The organism is Gordonia alkaliphila, from assembly GCF_039542465.1.
In the GTDB taxonomy this organism is placed as follows: Bacteria; Actinomycetota; Actinomycetes; order Mycobacteriales; family Mycobacteriaceae; genus Gordonia; species Gordonia alkaliphila.
Map to the genome: position 1 here is coordinate 112088 of NZ_BAABIE010000013.1, position 17058 is coordinate 129145.

The 17058-nt window shown below is 69.2% G+C and carries 14 protein-coding genes; 6 read left to right on the forward strand and 8 right to left on the reverse strand.

Annotation, left to right across the window (positions count from 1 at the left end; all coding sequences use genetic code 11):
* Positions 1-10 precede the first annotated feature (10 nt).
* The 6 genes from ABD989_RS14165 to ABD989_RS14190 are packed head-to-tail and all read left to right on the forward strand — an operon-like array spanning position 11 to position 6778.
* Positions 11-1735, forward strand: a complete 1725-nt coding sequence (locus ABD989_RS14165; protein ID WP_345313972.1) for a nitrite/sulfite reductase — start codon at positions 11-13, stop codon at positions 1733-1735.
* A 16-nt stretch (positions 1736-1751) separates the two neighbouring features.
* Complete coding sequence (locus ABD989_RS14170; RefSeq protein WP_246991142.1) at positions 1752-2483, forward strand: phosphoadenylyl-sulfate reductase; 732 nt, start codon at positions 1752-1754, stop codon at positions 2481-2483.
* On the forward strand, positions 2480-3439 hold the full coding sequence (gene cysD, locus ABD989_RS14175) for a sulfate adenylyltransferase subunit CysD (RefSeq protein WP_246991144.1): 960 nt from the start codon (positions 2480-2482) through the stop codon (positions 3437-3439). Before ABD989_RS14170 ends, cysD begins: the two co-directional genes overlap by 4 nt.
* Positions 3439-4755 carry a sulfate adenylyltransferase subunit 1 gene (locus ABD989_RS14180; RefSeq protein WP_345313973.1) on the forward strand — a complete coding sequence of 439 codons (1317 nt, stop codon included), beginning with the start codon at positions 3439-3441 and terminating at the stop codon, positions 4753-4755. The genes cysD and ABD989_RS14180 overlap by 1 nt, the downstream gene beginning before the upstream one ends.
* The gene (locus tag ABD989_RS14185) at positions 4755-5525 is read left to right on the forward strand and encodes a sirohydrochlorin chelatase (RefSeq protein WP_345313974.1); all 771 of its coding nucleotides are present in this window, start codon (positions 4755-4757) and stop codon (positions 5523-5525) included. Before ABD989_RS14180 ends, ABD989_RS14185 begins: the two co-directional genes overlap by 1 nt.
* Before the next feature lie 2 nt (positions 5526-5527).
* Positions 5528-6778, forward strand: a complete 1251-nt coding sequence (locus tag ABD989_RS14190) for an MFS transporter (protein WP_345313975.1) — start codon at positions 5528-5530, stop codon at positions 6776-6778.
* Positions 6779-6854: 76 nt separating this feature from the next.
* Here the strand turns inward: ABD989_RS14190 and ABD989_RS14195 are convergent, their stop codons facing one another.
* The 8 genes from ABD989_RS14195 to lepA form a co-directional block, all read right to left on the reverse strand.
* Positions 6855-8480, reverse strand: a complete 1626-nt coding sequence (locus ABD989_RS14195; RefSeq protein WP_246991155.1) for an AMP-binding protein — start codon at positions 8478-8480, stop codon at positions 6855-6857.
* 141 nt (positions 8481-8621) lie between these two features.
* Positions 8622-9617, reverse strand: a complete 996-nt coding sequence (locus ABD989_RS14200) for a sulfate/molybdate ABC transporter ATP-binding protein (protein ID WP_345313976.1) — start codon at positions 9615-9617, stop codon at positions 8622-8624.
* Between the two features lie 2 nt (positions 9618-9619).
* Positions 9620-10537: a sulfate ABC transporter permease subunit CysW gene (cysW, locus tag ABD989_RS14205; RefSeq protein ID WP_345313977.1), complete on the reverse strand. Its 918-nt coding sequence runs from the start codon at positions 10535-10537 to the stop codon at positions 9620-9622.
* Positions 10534-11367 carry a sulfate ABC transporter permease subunit CysT gene (gene cysT / locus ABD989_RS14210; protein ID WP_246991162.1) on the reverse strand — a complete coding sequence of 278 codons (834 nt, stop codon included), beginning with the start codon at positions 11365-11367 and terminating at the stop codon, positions 10534-10536. The genes cysW and cysT overlap by 4 nt, the downstream gene beginning before the upstream one ends.
* Complete coding sequence (locus ABD989_RS14215) at positions 11364-12416, reverse strand: sulfate ABC transporter substrate-binding protein (protein ID WP_345313982.1); 1053 nt, start codon at positions 12414-12416, stop codon at positions 11364-11366. Before ABD989_RS14215 ends, cysT begins: the two co-directional genes overlap by 4 nt.
* A 184-nt stretch (positions 12417-12600) precedes the next feature.
* Complete coding sequence (locus tag ABD989_RS14220) at positions 12601-12801, reverse strand: hypothetical protein (RefSeq protein ID WP_246991165.1); 201 nt, start codon at positions 12799-12801, stop codon at positions 12601-12603.
* A gap of 51 nt (positions 12802-12852) precedes the next feature.
* On the reverse strand, positions 12853-14916 hold the full coding sequence (locus ABD989_RS14225) for a M3 family metallopeptidase (protein ID WP_345313978.1): 2064 nt from the start codon (positions 14914-14916) through the stop codon (positions 12853-12855).
* Positions 14917-14959: 43 nt separating this feature from the next.
* The gene (gene lepA, locus ABD989_RS14230) at positions 14960-16816 is read right to left on the reverse strand and encodes a translation elongation factor 4 (RefSeq protein ID WP_345313983.1); all 1857 of its coding nucleotides are present in this window, start codon (positions 16814-16816) and stop codon (positions 14960-14962) included.
* Between the last annotated feature and the right edge of the window lie 242 nt (positions 16817-17058).

Genomic DNA, 17058 nt, shown 5'->3' on the forward strand with positions numbered 1-17058 from the left:
GAGGAGAACCATGACTCTGACCACCCCCGCCCCGCTGACCGACGAACCCGCTGTCGCCGCGCCCGCGCCGCGCAAGAGGGCGCCGCGGAAGAAGGCCACCGAGGGCCAGTGGGCGCTCGGCTACCGCGAGCCCCTGAACCCGAACGAGCAGATCAAGAAGGACGACAACCCGCTCAACGTCCGGGCCCGGATCATCGACACCTACTCGAAGGTCGGCTTCGACGGGATCGACAAGGCCGACCTGCGAGGCCGTTTCCGCTGGATGGGCCTGTACACCCAGCGCGCCGAAGGGTACGACGGCACGCACACGCACGACGACAACATCGACTACCTCGAGGCCCCGTATTTCATGATGCGGGTCCGCACCGACGGCGGTCAGCTCACCCTCGACCAGGTGCGCACGTTGGCCGGCATCTCCCGCGACTTCGCGCGCGGCACCGCCGACATCTCCGACCGCCAGAACCTGCAGTACCACTGGATTCGGATCGAGGACGTGCCGGAGATCTGGCGTCGCCTGGAAGAAGTCGGCCTGCAGACCACCGAGGCGTGCGGCGATTGCCCGCGCGGCATGCTCGGCTCGCCGCTGGCCGGGCTGTCGGCCGACGAGGTGATCGACGCGACCCCCGCGATCGAGGAAATCAAGCGCCGCTACATCGGCAACCCCGAGTACTCCAACCTGCCGCGCAAGTTCAAGACCGCGATCTCCGGCCAGCAGGACGTGGTGCACGAGATCAACGACGTCTCGTTCGTCGGCGTCGAGCATCCCGAACACGGTCCGGGCTTCGACCTCTGGGTGGGCGGCGGACTGTCCACCAACCCGATGTTCGCGCAGCGCCTGGGCGCGTGGATCCCGCTCGACGAGGTGCCCGACGTGTGGGAGGGCGTGATCGCCATCTTCCGCGACTACGGTTACCGCCGCCTGCGCTCCAAGGCGCGCCTGAAATTCCTGATCAAGGACTGGGGCCCGGAGAAGTTCCGCGAGGTCCTCGCGCAGGAGTACCTCGAGCGTCCCCTGCTCGACGGCCCGGCCCCGGTGCCGCCGACGCACCCGATCGACCACGTCGGCGTCACCAAGCAGGTCGACGGCCGCAACGCCGTGGGCTTCTCGGCCGTGTCCGGCCGACTGTCGGACACGGTGCTGTTCGCCCTCGCCGACGCCGCCGAGCGCGCCGGCAGCGATTCGGTGCGCTTCACGCCGTACCAGAAGCTGGTGATCGTCAACGTCGACGACGACAAGTTGGCCGGCCTGGACGCCGACCTGGAGGCCGTCGGCCTCACGTCGCGTCCGTCCCGGTGGCGCCGCAACCTGATCGCCTGCACCGGCCTGGAGTTCTGCAAGCTCAGCTTCACCGAGACCCGCAGCCGCTCGCAGGCGCTGGTGCCGGAGATGGAGTCCCGCCTGGCCGAGTTGAACGAGCAGCTCGACGTGCCGATCACCATCAACTTCAACGGCTGCCCCAACTCCTGCGCCCGCGTGCAGGTGGCCGACATCGGTCTCAAGGGTCAGCTGATCAACGACGCCGACGGCAACGCCGTCGAGGGCTTCCAGGTGCACCTGGGCGGCTCCCTCGGCTTCGACAGCGGGTTCGGCCGCAAGCTGCGCCAGCACAAGATCCTCGCCGACGACGCCACTACGTACATCGAACGCCTCGTGCGCAACTTCATCGATGGACGCCACGAGGGCGAACGCTTCGCCGAGTGGGCCGTCCGCGCCGACGACGCCCAACTGCAGTAAGGGGGGGGCAGTAGCAATGACCACCACCGCCAAAGACCTCGCCGCACTGCGCGAGATCGCCGAGACCGGCGCCGCCGACCTCGGCCCGGACGCCACCGCCGAGGACCTGCTGGCGTGGACCGCCGCCACCTTCGGCAGCGACTTCCTGATCGCCGCCAACATGCAGGACGCCGTGCTGGTCGACGTCGCCAGCAAGGCGATCGAGCCGGCCGCCGTCGACCACGACAAGCTCAAGGTGCTGTTCCTCGACACCGGCTACCACTTCGTCGAGACCCTCGGCACCCGGGACGCCGTCGTCGACATCTACGACCTCGACCTGGTGAACGTGCAGCCGGATCAGACTCCGGCGCAACAGGATTCCGCGCTCGGCAAGGACCTGTTCGCCACGAACCCGGCCGAATGCTGCCGTCTGCGCAAGGTGGTTCCGCTGAAGGCGGCGCTCGCACCGTACCGCGCCTGGGTCACCGGGATCCGCCGCGTCGAGGCGCCCACCCGTGCCAACGCTCCCCTCATCTCGTTCGACGAGGGGTTCGGCCTGGTCAAGATCAATCCGCTCGCGGCCTGGACCGACGAGCAGTTCCAGAACTACATCGACGCCCACGGAGTCCTGGTGAATCCGTTGGTCGACGACGGCTATCCGTCGATCGGGTGCGCACCGTGCACCGTCAAACCAGCCGCCGGAGCCGATCCGCGCAGCGGCCGTTGGGCCGGCAGCGCCAAAACAGAATGCGGGTTGCACGCCTCATGAGCATCATCAACGACACCGACATCACCGCCGCCGAGACCGCACGGCCGGTGCCCGTCGAGCGGGACGATTTCACCACCCTCGACGCCCTCGAGTCCGAGGCCATCCACATCTTCCGCGAGGTGGCCGGCGAATTCGAGCGCCCGGTGATCCTGTTCTCCGGCGGCAAGGACTCCACGGTGCTGCTGCACCTGGCGCTGAAGGCCTTCTGGCCGGCGCCGCTGCCCTTCGCGCTGCTGCACGTGGACACCGGCCACAATCTCCCGGAGATCATCGAGTTCCGCGACGAGATCGTCGAGCGCCACAACCTGCGCCTGCACGTGGCGAAGGTGGAGGACTACCTGGCCGACGGCCGCCTGGCCGAGCGCCCGGACGGCATCCGGAATCCGCTGCAGACCATCCCGCTGCTCGACGGCATCGCCGAGAACCGCTTCGACGCGGTCTTCGGCGGCGCACGTCGCGACGAGGAGCGGGCCCGCGCCAAGGAGCGGATCTTCTCGCTGCGCAACGCCTTCGGCCAGTGGGACCCGAAGCGCCAGCGCCCGGAACTGTGGAATCTCTACAACGGGCGGCACGCGCCGGGCGAGCACGTACGCGTGTTCCCGCTGAGCAACTGGACCGAGCTCGACATCTGGCGGTACATCGCTCGCGAGCAGGTGCTGCTGGCACCGCTGTACTACGCCCACGAGCGCGAGGTGTACCAGCGCGACGGCATGTGGATGACCGAGGGCTCGTGGGGCGGTCCCCGCGAGGACGAGACGGTCGAGACCCGCACGGTGCGGTACCGCACCGTCGGCGACGGCTCCACCACCGGCGCGGTGCTGTCGGAAGCCCGCGACAACGAAGCGGTCCTCGCCGAGGTCGCCGCCTCCCGCCTCACCGAACGCGGCGCCACCCGCGGCGACGACCGCGTCTCGGAAGCCGCCATGGAAGACCGCAAGCGCGAAGGATACTTCTGATGAGCACCCCCACCCTCGACTCCCCCGCCACCGCGACCGGCGCCGACCTGCTGCGCATCGCGACTGCGGGCAGCGTCGACGACGGCAAGTCCACCCTCGTCGGACGCCTCCTGTTCGACACCAAGTCGGTGCTCGCCGATCAGATCGACGCCGTCACCAAGGCGTCGGTGGATCGCGGCATGGACACCCCCGACCTGTCGTTGCTGGTCGACGGCCTGCGCGCCGAACGCGAGCAGGGCATCACCATCGACGTCGCCTACCGGTACTTCGCCACCCCGGCGCGCAGCTTCGTGCTGGCCGACACGCCGGGACACGTGCAGTACACCCGCAACACCGTCTCCGGCGCGTCCACCGCCCAGCTGGTGATCCTGCTGGTGGACGCCCGCAACGGCATCGTCGCCCAGACGCGGCGGCATGCCGCCGTGATGGCGCTGCTCGGGGTGCCCCGCCTGGTGCTGGCCGTGAACAAGATCGACCTGGTCGACGACCCGGCGGCCGTCTTCGCCGAGATCACCGAGCAGTTCGGCGAGATCACCCGGTCGCTCGGCTACGCCGACGATCAGGTGCTGCCCATCCCGGTCTCGGCCCTGCACGGCGACAACATCGCCCGCCGCAGCGAGAACACCCCATACTACAGCGGCCCCACGCTGATCGAGCACCTGGAATCGGTGCCGAATCAGCCGGATCGCCGCGAGGTGGGTCTGCGCTTCCCGGTGCAGTACGTGATCCGTCCGCGCACCCCCGAGTACCCCGATTACCGCGGCTACGCCGGGCAGATCGCCGCCGGCCGCGTGTCGGTGGGCGACGAGATCGTGGTGCAGCCGTCCGGTCAGCGTTCCCGCGTGGTCACCATCGACACCCCCGACGGCGAGCTCGCGACCGCGCACACCGGCCGCAGCGTCACGCTGCTGCTGGCCGACGACATCGACGTCTCCCGCGGCGATCTGATCGCCGCCGCCGTCGACGCCCCGGAACCGGTCCAACAGTTCACCGCCACCGTCTGCTGGCTCGGCGACAAGCCGCTGCGCGCGGGCGCCCGCCTGCTGCTCAAGCACGGCACCAAGACCACCCCGGTGATCATCGGCGGCCTCGAGATGCTGTTCGACGAACAGGACCTCGCCCTGGTCGACGCGCCGGAGTCGGTGGAGCTCAACCGGATCGGCCGGATCTCGCTGACCACCGCCGAGCCGATCGCGGCCGACGACTACCGGGTGAACCGGGAGACCGGCAGCTTCCTGCTGATCGACCCGGCCGGCGGCAACACCCTGGGTGCGGGCCTGGTCGGCGACGTGCTGACCAGCCTCAATCTGAGCTGATGTCGTCTGCTGCGCAGGTAGTGCTGGCGGCGCACGGCAGCCGGGACCCGCGGTTCGCCGCGACGGCCGGGCGCGTGGCCGCCGCCACTCGGCGGGCCCTGCCGGACGCGCACGTGGACCTGGCCTACCTCGACCTCAACGAGCCGCTGCTCGACGACGTCCTGGCCGGGCTCCACGGCGCGGTCACGGTGGTCCCGCTGCTGTTCGGCGACGGTTTCCACTCGAACGTGGATCTGCCTGCGCTCCTGGCGCGCGCCGTCGAGCAGAGCCCGCGTCTGCGCCCCGCCGCGACCCCGGTGCTCGGCCGCTACTCCCCGGTGCCCGCCCTGATCGACCGCCTCGCCGAGGCCGGACTCCGGGCCGGCGACGGCGTGCTGATGTACGCCGTCGGCTCCTCGGATCCGGGCTCGGACGCGTCGATCGTCGAACGCGGTCGCGAACTGTCTGCGGTGCTCGGCGTCCCGGTGGAGACGGTCTTCGCCACCCGGCTCGGGACCGAGGGCGCCGTGGTGCGCGCGGCCGTCGACGCTCTGACCGCACGCGGCGCGCAACGGATCGCGGCGTCCCCGCTGTTCCTGTCCGCGGGCCTGCTCACCGAACGCGTTGAACGGCAGCTCGACGAGATCGCTCCGGGCTCCCTGGTGGCCGGACCCCTCGCCGATCATCCCGCGCTGATCTCGGCGATCACCCGCCTGGTCCAGTCCTCCGTGGAGGGCCGCGGAGTGGGGCGATTGTCCGACTTCTCCGGCTGGGCGTCGTCCAGAATGTAGCGGTGAATCACACTTCCCCGCCCCCGCCGGGCACCCATTCAGCCTTGCGTTCCTGGCGGCGAGCAGGCTATCTGGCGCCGTGGTTCGGCGGCTACGCGATGGTCGGCCTGGTGGTCAGCGGCATCGTTCCCGTCCTGCTCCCGCTGAGCGTCACGGCCGAGGGGCCGATCGCCGTCGGCCTCGTGGTGGCCGGCTTCTACCTCGGCATGCTGATGGCGCCGTTCTTCGGCTCCGTCGCCGACCGCACCGGAACGCAGCGGCTGGTCTTCCTGGCCAGTTTCCCCACGGCCGCGGCCGGTTCCGTGCTGTTCGCCTTCGCCGGCATGACATGGGCGATGTTTCTCTGCATGCTGCTGGTCGGCGCCTCGGCCGGCGCCGCACAGACCACGGCCAGCATGTTCATCGTCGAAGGCCGCCCGAAACAGGAGTGGCCGTCGCGCATGGGATGGCTGCGGCTGGCGTTCGGTGCCGGACAGGTCCTCGGCCTGGGCGTGGCGATCTTCTTCGCGCACCGACTGGAGACCGGCTGGATCGTGGTCGGCGTCCTGATGCTGGTCGGCACCTTCCTGGGCTGGATCCACCTCCCGAGGATCGCGCACACGCCGCCCGCCCCGGAGCCCGGCGAGACCCGACGGGCCCGCATCGACGCCGATCTGCGCTCCCTGCTGCTCAGCCGGTTCGGCGTGTTCCTCGGCTGCTGGCTGTTCGCGATGATCGGCCTGATGACCTTCTACAACGTGGTCCCGCTGATCCTGCACGAGACCTTCGACATCGATCCGAGCACCACGTCGCTGGTCTTCCTGATCGGTTCGGCCATCGGCGCCGTGCTGTATCCGGTGTGCGGCACGCTCGCGCGACGCTGGGGCTCGGCGCGCGTGCTCGGCATCGGCATCGTCGGCACCTTGTGCGCGTTCCTGGTGCTCTCCCTGGCCACCTTCGAGCGCGGCGAGGTCGGCGCCGTCCTCGGCAGCCTGTGCCTGGTCACCATCGCCAGTCTGTACCCGGCGCAGTACATGGGTGCGACGCTGCTCGCCGCCGACATCGCCCCCGGCGGCGAGGGCGCCGCCATGGGCCTGTTCAACAGCGGGGTCGCCGCCGGCGCGATCATCGGCGCCATCGTGCCGTCGTTCCTCGCCCAGCAGGCCGGGTACAGCTCCCTGGCGTGGTTCTCCCTGGGCGCGCTGGTGGCCTCGGTGGCCTTCGGCCTCCCGCTGCTGCGCTCCCTGCGTCACTCCCCCGCGCCCGGCACCTAAGCAGAACGCGCGCCACTTCGGATCTGCGCACTCGGCAGAGTGCGCGGATCCGAAGTGACGCGCGATTCAGCGACGATCAGCCCTGGATACGGGTGCGGGTGTCGCCCCAGGCCTCGTCGCGCAGCTCGTTCTTGCGGATCTTGCCGGTCGACGTCTTGGGCAGTTCGGCCAGGAACTCCACCTCGCGCGGCGCCTTGTACGACGCGATCTTGGTCTTGACGTGGGCGATCACGTCGGCCTCGGTGAGAGCGGAGCCGTCGGCGATCACCACGTAGGCCTTGGGGCGCTCGCCCCACTTGTCGTCGGGCACGCCGATCACGGCGACGTCGAGCACGTCCGGGTGGCTCACCACGGCCTGCTCCACCTCGATGGTGGAGATGTTCTCGCCGCCGGAGATCACCACGTCCTTGGCGCGGTCGAGCAGCTGGACGTAGCCGTCCGGGTGCATCACGCCGAGGTCGCCGGAGTGGAACCAGCCGCCTTCGAAGGCTTCGTCGGTGCGCTCGGGATCGTCGAGGTAGCCCTTCATCACGACGTTGCCGCGCATCACGATCTCGCCCATCTGGACGCCGTCGGCGGCGACGTCGACGAGCTCGCCGTCCTGCAGGTCGGGGAGCACCACTCGCAGACGATCAGCGGTCAGCATACCGACGCCCTGGCGGGACATGCGGACCGACAGTTCGTCGGCCGACAGCGACGACCAGCTGGGATCGGGTTCGCACACCGCGTACGGACCGTAGGTCTCGGTGAGGCCGTAGACGTGGATGATCTCGATGCCGAGGTAGTGGATCGCCTTGATGATGGTGGGGCTGGGCGGGGCGCCTGCGGTGGCGATCGCCATCGGCCTCTCCATGCGGTGCGCCTCCGGCGCGGTCGCCAGCGTGCTCAACACGGTCGGGGCGCCGGACATCTGGTTGATGTTCTCGGTGTCGATGAGGCGCCACATGTCGTCGCCGCGCACCGCACGCAGGCAGACGTGGGTGCCGGCGGCCGCGGTCACGGCCCACGGTCCGCACCAGCCGTTGCAGTGGAACATCGGCAGAGTCCACAGGTAGTTGGTGTCGATGGAGAACTTCTGGGTCACCATGTTGCCCAGCGAGCCGAGGTACGCGCCGCGGTGGGTGTACATCACGCCCTTGGGCCGGCCGGTGGTGCCGGAGGTGTAGTTGATCGAGATGACGGTGTCCTCGTCGTCGACCTCCCAGGCGAAGGTCGCGTCGGCGCTGCCGCGGGCCACCAGTTCGTCGTAGCGGACCGCGATGCCCTCGTACTCGCCGTCCTGGCTCGGGGTCTCCACGATCTCGCGCACGCTCTCGAAGGTCACGTCGTTCAGCGCGGCGAGCAGCGGGCCTTCGCCGACCAGCAGCACCGACTGCGAGTGGTCGCAGATGTAGCGGATCTCCTCGGGGGCGAGGCGGGTGTTGACCGCGACGAGCACGCCGCCGATCAGCGGCACCGCGAAGTGCGCCTCGAGCAGTTCCAGCGAGTTGCTCGCGAGGTAGGTGACGCGATCGCCGGGCGTCACGCCGGACGCCTGCAGCGCACTGGCCAGCTGCTGCACGTCGGCGGCCAGCTCACCGTAGGTCAGACGACGACCGCCGTCGATCACCGCCAGCTTGTTCGGGTGCACCTGTGCGGCTCGCTCCAGGAAGTGGAGGGGGGTGAGTGCGGTGTTGAGTCCGGAGCGGGCGGGCTGAGTCATCGGCGTGATTCTCTCTGTGAGCGAGGCGAGAAGGTATCCCTCATCACAGTAGCCGTGGCACTACGTGCCACACCAGTCATCAGTTGGATCTGCGGCCAACGGCTCGCCTGCTGCGACGGGCGGCGGCGACCGACCCCGAACTCAGTCCGCGGCCAGATGCGGGACCGCGGTGGCGCGGGCGTACACCGTCTGCCCGGCCTCCAGTTCCATGGCGTTCTGGTCGCCGCGGGTGATCTGCGCGATGAACTCCTCGCCGGTGTTCGCGGCGATCAGTTCGATGCGCGTCTCGAAACCCAGGTTCACGACGCGCTTGATGGACGCGCGGACCACGCCGGTGTCGAGCGCGACGTCGGTCGGCGGATAGGTCATCTCCGGGGTGCGCGCGATGCGGATGTCGTGCGGGCGCACCAGCTGTCCGTTCAGGCGGGACACCGAGCCCAGGAACGAGGCGACGAAGACGTTGTCCGGCCGGTCGTACAGGTCGTCGGGCGTGCCCACCTGCTCGATCCGCCCCTTGTTCAGCACCGCGATGCGGTCGCTGACGTCGAGCGCCTCCTGCTGGTCGTGCGTCACCAGGACGGTGGTGACGTGCATCTCGGCGTGCAGCTGACGCAGCCAGCGGCGCAGATCGTCGCGCACCTTGGCATCGAGGGCGCCGAACGGCTCGTCGAGCAGCAGCACCTGCGGATCCACCGCGAGGGCGCGCGCCAGCGCCATGCGCTGGCGTTGACCGCCGGACAGCTGTGCGGGATACCGCTTCTGGACGAACCCGAGGCCGACGATCTCGAGCAGCTCCTCGACCTTCTTGTCGATCTCCGCCTTCGGCCGCTTGCGGATCTTGAGCCCGAAGGCGATGTTCTCGCGCACGGTCATGTGCTTGAACGCCGCGTAGTGCTGGAAGACGAAGCCGATGTCGCGCTGCTGCGGCGAGGCCGTGGAGACGTCGCGCCCGTTGATCTCGATGGTCCCCGAGTCCAGCCCGTCCAGGCCGGCGATGGCGCGCAGCAGCGTCGACTTGCCCGACCCGGACGGGCCCAGCAGTGAGGTCAACGATCCCGCCGGGATGTCGATCGAGACGTCGTCGAGCGCGGCGAAGTCTCCGTAGTGCTTGTTGGCGCCTCGAACTGAGATGGACACGACTACCTCTTCTCGCCCACGGGGCGTTCGTCATCAGTGTGGTCGACGGCCTCGTCGTCGGGCAACGAGGCCTCGACGATCGCCTCCGGCGCCATCAGTGCACCGGCGTCCACCACGCGGCCGCGGGAGCGTCGCTCGATGAGCGTCATGATCACCAGGGCGGCGATCGCCACCATCATCAGCAGGGTGGCCGCGGCGTAGGCGCCGTACTCGTTGTAGTCGTCGGTGTACCGCGAATGCACCAGCAGCGTCAGCGTCTGGGACACCCCCGGCATGTTCGACGACACCATGGTCACCGCGCCGTATTCGCCGAGCGACCGCGCGATGGTGAGCACCACGCCGTAGGTGAGGCCCCACCGGATGGCGGGCAGCGTGATCCGCCAGAAGGTCTGCCAGGCGCTGGCGCCCAGCGTCGCGGCCGCCTCCTCCTGTTCGGTGCCGATCTCGTGGAGCACCGGCTCCACCTCGCGGACCACGAACGGAAGCGTCACGAACAGCGTCGCCAGCACCATGCCGGGCACCCCGAAGATCACCCGGAAGCCGAGCGACTCGATCCCGCCGAACCAGCCCTGGCTCCCCCACAGCGCGATCAGCGCGACGCCGGCGACCACCGGCGACACCGCGAACGGCAGATCCACCACCGCCTGCATCAGGCCCTTGCCGCGGAATCGGCCGCGGGCCAGCGCGAGGGCGGTCAGCACACCGAAGACGACGTTGAGCGGCACCACGATCGCCACGATGATCAGTGACAGTTGCAGCGCCGAGATGGCCGCCGGCGTGGTGATCCACTCCCAGAACTGGCCGAGGCCCGGTTCGAAGGAGCGCCAGAAGATCAGGCCCACCGGGATCACCAGCAGGATGGTCAGGTAGACCAGGGCGACGGTGCGGAGCCCGTACTTGGTCCAGCGCGAGACGATCATGCGGAAGCCTCCTCACGACGCTGCTGGGTGCGGCCGGCCACTCGGAGCAACAGCAGCACGATGAAGGCGATCGCGAGCAGCACCACCGACACGGCCGCGGCGGCGACCGGCTGGTCCACCTCGATCTGCTGCTGGATGTACTGCGAGGCCACCTGCGTCTTGTCCGGAATGTTGCCGCCGATCAGCACCACTGAGCCGAACTCGCCGATGGCCCGGGTGAAGGCCAGGCCCATGCCGGTCAGGATCGACGGCGCCAGCGCCGGAAGCACGATGCGACGGAAGATGACGCCGTTGCCCGCGCCGAGGACGGCCGCGGCCTCCTCCACGTCGCGGTCGATCTCCATCAGCACCGGCTGCACTTGGCGCACCACGAACGGCAGCGTGACGAAGGTCAGCGCGATCACCACGCCGGGCTGGGTGGCGGCCAGGTGGACGTCGATCGGGCTGTTGGGCCCGTACAGCGACAGCAGCACCAGCGACGCCACGATGGTCGGCAGCGCGAAGGGCAGGTCGATGATCGCGTTGACGAAGCCCTTGCCCCAGAAGTCGTCGCGCACCAGGACCCAGGCGATGATGGTTCCGAAGAGCACGTTGATCAGGGCCACCACCACCGACATCAGCACGGTGATCCGCAGCGTGTCGAGCGCGCCCTGCGCGGTCACCGCGTCCCAGAAGCCGGACCAGCCGTCGTCGAAGGCATTCGAGCCGATCGCGATCAGCGGCAGCAGCACGATCACCGTCAGCCACAGCCCGGCGACGCCGAGGGTCAGCGGATTGTCCGCGCGCCAGCGCCGCCCGCTGCCGGGCGCGGCGTGTTCGACGACCGTCATCGGCGGGACTCCTCGTCGTAGATCGTGCTGATCGCGCCGTTCGGGCCGAACAGCGTCGTGTCGATCAGCGGCCAGCCGCCGAGGTCGTCGACCGTCCACAGTCGGTCGATGTGTCCCGGAAACAGCCCGGCGGTCTCGGCGATCACCGCGGGATCGACGGGCCGGAAACCGGCCTGCGCCCACAGTCGTTGGGCCTCCGAGGTGAACAGGAAGTCGATGAACGAGCGCGCGGCGGCCTTGTCCTGCGACGTGTTCACCACGGCCACCGGATTCTCGATCTTGAAGGTCTGCGGCGGGAGCACGTACTCCACGCGCTGCTCGGCGGGCGCGCTCGCGTTGTGGCGGCTCAGCATGATCGCCTCGTTCTCGTAGCTGATCAGCACGTCGCCCTGCCCCTGCTCGAAGGCGGTGGTCGCCTCGCGGCCCGACTTGGGCAGCACCTGCACGTGGTCGCGGACCAGTTGGCGGACGTAGTCGAGGCCGGCGGCGGGGTTTGTGCCGCCCGCGCTGGCCGCCGCGTACGGGGCCAGCAGGTTCCACTTGGCCGCGCCCGAGCTGCCCGGGTTCGGCGTCACCACCGAGATCCCCGGCTGCAGCAGGTCGGACCAGTCGCGAATGTTCTTCGGGTTGCCCGCACGGACGACGAGGGCCACCACGGAACCGAAGGGCACCGAGTCGTTGGGGGCCTGCTGCGCCCAATCCTGGTCCACCACACCGGCTTTCACCAGGCGGGTGATGTCCGGGGCGACGGAGAAGTTCACGACGTCCGCGGGCAGTCCGCGCGCCACCTTGCGCGACTGGTCGCCGGAGGCGCCGTACGACTGAGAGAAGCCGATGCCGTGGCCCTGCGGCGTCTCCCGGAACGCCGGGATCACGCTGTCGTAGCCGGTCTTGGGCACCGCGTAGGCCACCAGGTTCACATGGCGGTCACCGGACGAGATGTCGACGCCGCCGGGGGTGTCGGTGGATCCGCCGCCGCAGGCGGTCAGGACCGCGGCCAGCGTCACGACGAGGGCGAGGGCGCTCGCCTGTCGAAGGCGCTGGCGCATACCGATTGAGGACACCTGGAAAAGCTAGCAACCGCCGCGGGGTCGCTCAACGAACGACGAAGTGCGGCGTCACACTGGTCCGGCGTACCCGCTGCCTTGTGCTAGGTCAGGCCAAGAGCCAGGCGATCAGCACCAGCACCATCAGCCCGGCGAGTGCCCAGGTGACTTTGGAACGAAACATGCGTCAGACCCCTACTCCGTGATCGTCGCTCACATCGCGCCGATCGAACTGCGAAAACACCCAGACGACCAGGAGATTCACGACCCAGGCGACTCCGGTGGCCAGGGGGATCAGGACGACGAGCGTCACCAGCAGCTGCGGCACGAACGACAGTCCGGTCAGCCATTCCTCGATGCCGTCCCACCACGACAGGAAACCGCTCACCGCCACCTCCGCCTTGCCCGTCCACTTAATCCCACGCTGACTTAAACCAGGCTACTCGGTCGCGGCGACCAGCCCGCGCCGACGCAGGAGCGGCTCGATCGTCGCCGGCTGCCCCAGGAGCCCGGCGTGCGCGGCCACCGGGTCGACGCTGTCGCCGCGCGACAGCACCGCATCGGCGAAGGCCAGGCCCAGTTCCCGTTGCAGCCCACCGCTTTTCAGGAACCACTGCTCGGTCTCGGCATCCAGGATCTCGGACCAGATGTAGCTGTAGTACGCCGACGAGTACCCGCCGCCGAAAATGTGATTGAAATAGCTGCTTCGGTAGCGCGGCGGGATCAGTGGCGACGCCAGACCGGCATCGGCGAGCGCCTGCGCCTCGAAGGCGAGCACGTCGGCGGGAACCTCGTCGACACCGAGCCGATGCCAGGCGAGGTCGAGGGCCGCGGCCGCGAGGTATTCGATGGTCGAGTGCGCCGAGTCGACGTCGCCCGCCGCCCGCACCGCGTCGAGCAGTGCGGCGGGAGCGGGTGCACCGGTCTCCGCGTGCCGCGCGTACCGCGTCACGACGTCCGGGTGGAGGGCCCACATCTCGTTGACCTGCGAGGGGAACTCGACGAAGTCCCGTGGCACCGACGTGCCCGACTGCGACACGAACTCCACCGCCGACAGCAGACCGTGCACCGCGTGCCCGAACTCGTGGAAGGCGGTCACCAGCTGGTCCAACGACAGCAGGCACGGCTCCCCCGCCTCCGGCTTGGTCAGGTTCAGGACGTTGACCACGATCGGCCGGGTCTCGAGCTGCGTGGACTGGTCCACCACCGTGTTCATCCACGCGCCGCCGCGCTTGGACGGTCGGGCGAAGAAGTCGCCGACGAACAGGCCGATCCCGGCGCCGTCGGCGTCGGACACCTCCCACACCCGCACGTCGGGGTGGTAGCCGTGCAGGTCGGGGCGCTCGGTGAACGCCAGGCCGTACAGCGCACCGGCCGCGGCGAACACGCCGTCGTTCAGCACGGCGTCGAGCTCGCAGTACTGCTCGAACTCGTCGACGCCGCCCGCCGCCGCCGCGCCCGGTGCGTCCGCTGTGGCGCGCTGTTCGGCGGCCAGTGCGAACGTCACGTCCTCGGGGCGCAGCGCTGCGCCGTGCCGCTGCGTCAGCCGGGCCAGCTCGCGCTCGGATGCCGCCATCGCCGCCGTCCCCAGGTCGCGGAGCAGATCGGCGACGGCCGCCGGATCCGGCGCGGTCTCCTCGGCGATCACGAACTCCGCGTGGTTGGCGTAGCCGAGCAGCTGCGCGCGCCGGGCCCGCAGCCCGACGATCTCCAGAATCATGGCGCGCGTGTCGTGCTCGTTGCCGCGGGCACACCGGTCGATCGACGCCTGGAAGACGCGGGTGCGCACCGTGGGCACCGTCAGCTTGGCCACCGACGACTGGCTGGTGGGCAGTTCCAACGCGATCAGGTGGCCGTCGACGCCCGCCTGCTCGGCGGCCCGTCGTGCCGCCGCGATCTCCCCGGCCGACAGTCCGTCCAGGTCGGCGACATCGATCACCTGCACCGCGGAGGCATTGGTGTCGTCGAGCAGCTTCTGGGAGAACTCCGTGGTCAGCGTGGCCAACCGCGCCGCGATGGCGCGCATCTCGGCCTGCCCGGCTTCGTCGAGCGCGGCCCCGGCACGCACCGCGTCGCGATACTTGCGTTCGGTCAGGCGCCGCTGCGGCTCGCTGAGCGCGAGCTCGTCGCGACGGGCGAAGACCTCCTCGATGCGTGCGAACAGCGCCGGGTTCATCGCGATCGCCGCGTGGTGCTCGGTGAGGCGCACCGCGAGTTCTTGAGCGATCTGCGCGCGCTGCGGATTGCTGTCGGCCCCTTCGAGGTTGAAGAAGATGCCGTTGGCGCGGGCCAGCAGACGACCCGACGCTTCGAGTGCGCCGATCGTGTTCGCGAAGGTCGGCGGCTCCGGATCGTTGGCGATGGCCGCCACCTCGGCCAGGTGCGCGGGCAGCGCGAGGTCGTAGGCGGGCAGGAAGTCGTCGTCGGAGATCCGCGCGAAATCCGGCAGATCGTACGGGAGTCCGGAGTCGGCCAGCACCGGCGAGGCGGCGTAATCACTCATACGCCCCACTCTGCCATTCGAACGGGGACCGCGGCGTCGGGGACTATTTGCCCTTCGGCTTGTCGCCCGCTTCGGTGCTCAGCGCCGCCACGAAGGCCTCTTGCGGGACGTCGACGCGGCCGATCGTCTTCATCCGCTTCTTGCCTTCCTTCTGCTTCTCCAGCAGCTTGCGTTTACGGCTGATGTCGCCGCCGTAGCACTTGGCGAGCACGTCCTTGCGGATGGCGCGGATGTTCTCGCGGGCGATGATGCGCGCGCCGATCGCGGCCTGAATAGGCACCTCGAACTGCTGGCGCGGGATCAGATCCTTGAGCTTGAGCGCCATCTTGTTGCCGTAGGCGTAGGCGGCGTCCTTGTGCACGATCGCACTGAAGGCGTCCACCGCTTCGCCCTGCAGCAGGATGTCGACCTTCACCAGATCGGCTTCCTGCTCGCCGGCCTCCTCGTAGTCGAGGCTGGCGTAGCCGCGGGTGCGCGACTTCAGCGCGTCGAAGAAGTCGAAGATGATCTCGGCCATCGGCAGCGTGTAGCGCAGCTCCACGCGGGTCTCGGACAGATAGTCCATGCCGCCGAGTTCGCCGCGCCGCGACTGGCACAGCTCCATGATGGCGCCGATGAACTCGCTCGGCGCGATCACGGTGGTCTTGACGACCGGCTCGAAGATGCTGCGCGTCTTACCTTCCGGCCAGTCCGACGGGTTGGTGACGATGCGCTCGGAACCGTCGTCGAGCACCACGCGGTACACCACGTTGGGGGCGGTGGAGATCAGGTCGAGGCCGAACTCGCGCTCCAGTCGCTCGCGGGTGATCTCCATGTGCAGCAGTCCGAGGAAGCCGCAGCGGAAACCGAAGCCCAGGGCCACCGACGTCTCCGGCTCGTAGGTCAGCGCCGCGTCGTTGAGCTGCAGCTTCTCCAGCGCCTCGCGCAGCACCGGGTAGTCCGAGCCGTCCAGCGGGTACAGACCCGAGTAGACCATCGGCTGCGGCTCGCGGTAGCCGGTGAGCGGCTCGGGAGCGCCGCCCCTGGCGGTGGTGACGGTGTCACCGACCTTCGACTGGCGCACGTCCTTCACGCCGGTGATGAGGTAGCCCACCTCGCCGACGCCCAGACCGGCCGATGCCTTGGACTCGGGCGAGACGATGCCCACCTCGAGCAGTTCGTGGGTGGTGCCGGTCGACATCATCGCGATCTTCTCGCGCGGCAGGATCTTGCCGTCGACCACACGGACGTAGGTCACGACGCCGCGGTAGGTGTCGTAGACCGAGTCGAAGATCATGGCGCGCGCGGGGCCGTCCGGGTCGCCGACCGGGGCCGGGATCTGCCGGATCGCTGCGTCGATCAGCTCGGGGACGCCGACGCCGGTCTTGCCGGACACCCGCAGCACGTCCTCGGGTTCGCAGCCGACGATGTGCGCGATCTCCGCGGCGTAGCGTTCCGGGTCGGCCGCGGGCAGGTCGATCTTGTTGAGCACCGGGATGATGGTGAGGTCGTTCTCCATCGCCAGGTACAGGTTTGCCAGCGTCTGCGCCTCGATGCCCTGTGCGGCGTCGACCAGCAGAATCGCACCCTCGCACGCCTCCAGGGCACGCGAGACCTCGTAGGTGAAGTCGACGTGGCCGGGGGTGTCGATGAGGTGGATGACGTAATCGGTCTTGGTGCCGTCGTCCTCGGTGATGGTCCACGGCAGACGCACGTTCTGCGCCTTGATCGTGATGCCGCGCTCGCGCTCGATGTCCATCTTGTCGAGGTACTGGGCCCGCATGTCGCGATCGGCGACGACGCCCGTCAACTGCAGCATGCGGTCGGCCAGCGTCGACTTGCCGTGGTCGATGTGCGCGATGATGCAGAAGTTCCGAATCCGGGAAGGATCGGTGAACGTCGTGTCGGCGAAGGTGGAAATGGTAACTGCTCCTTGGGGCGAAGGTTCGCCGCCATTCTCTCACGAGAACTGTCCGAGCCCGACCAGCGTCAGCAGCAGACCTGCCGCGCGCGCCCGACGCGGCCCCGATGGAGGGCTAGGCCGTGTTGATCAAGTCGGTCTTGATCCAGATCAGTGTGGCGGCGAGGCAGATGCCGGCGCGGTAGTTGCGGGCGAGCTTGTCTGAGCGCATCGCGATGCCACGCCACTGCTTGAGCCGGTTG

Excerpts from the sequence above, each read along its gene's own strand:
- ABD989_RS14165 (WP_345313972.1), top strand. The coding sequence starts at position 11 with ATGACTCTGACCACCCCCGCCCCGCTGACCGACGAACCCGCTGTCGCC.
- ABD989_RS14185 (WP_345313974.1), top strand. The coding sequence starts at position 4,755 with ATGTCGTCTGCTGCGCAGGTAGTGCTGGCGGCGCACGGCAGCCGGGAC.
- ABD989_RS14170 (WP_246991142.1), top strand. The coding sequence starts at position 1,752 with ATGACCACCACCGCCAAAGACCTCGCCGCACTGCGCGAGATCGCCGAG.
- ABD989_RS14225 (WP_345313978.1), bottom strand. The coding sequence starts at position 14,916 with ATGAGTGATTACGCCGCCTCGCCGGTGCTGGCCGACTCCGGACTCCCG.
- ABD989_RS14180 (WP_345313973.1), top strand. The coding sequence starts at position 3,439 with ATGAGCACCCCCACCCTCGACTCCCCCGCCACCGCGACCGGCGCCGAC.
- ABD989_RS14195 (WP_246991155.1), bottom strand. The coding sequence starts at position 8,480 with ATGACTCAGCCCGCCCGCTCCGGACTCAACACCGCACTCACCCCCCTC.
- ABD989_RS14215 (WP_345313982.1), bottom strand. The coding sequence starts at position 12,416 with ATGCGCCAGCGCCTTCGACAGGCGAGCGCCCTCGCCCTCGTCGTGACG.
- cysD (WP_246991144.1), top strand. The coding sequence starts at position 2,480 with ATGAGCATCATCAACGACACCGACATCACCGCCGCCGAGACCGCACGG.
- cysW (WP_345313977.1), bottom strand. The coding sequence starts at position 10,537 with ATGATCGTCTCGCGCTGGACCAAGTACGGGCTCCGCACCGTCGCCCTG.
- cysT (WP_246991162.1), bottom strand. The coding sequence starts at position 11,367 with ATGACGGTCGTCGAACACGCCGCGCCCGGCAGCGGGCGGCGCTGGCGC.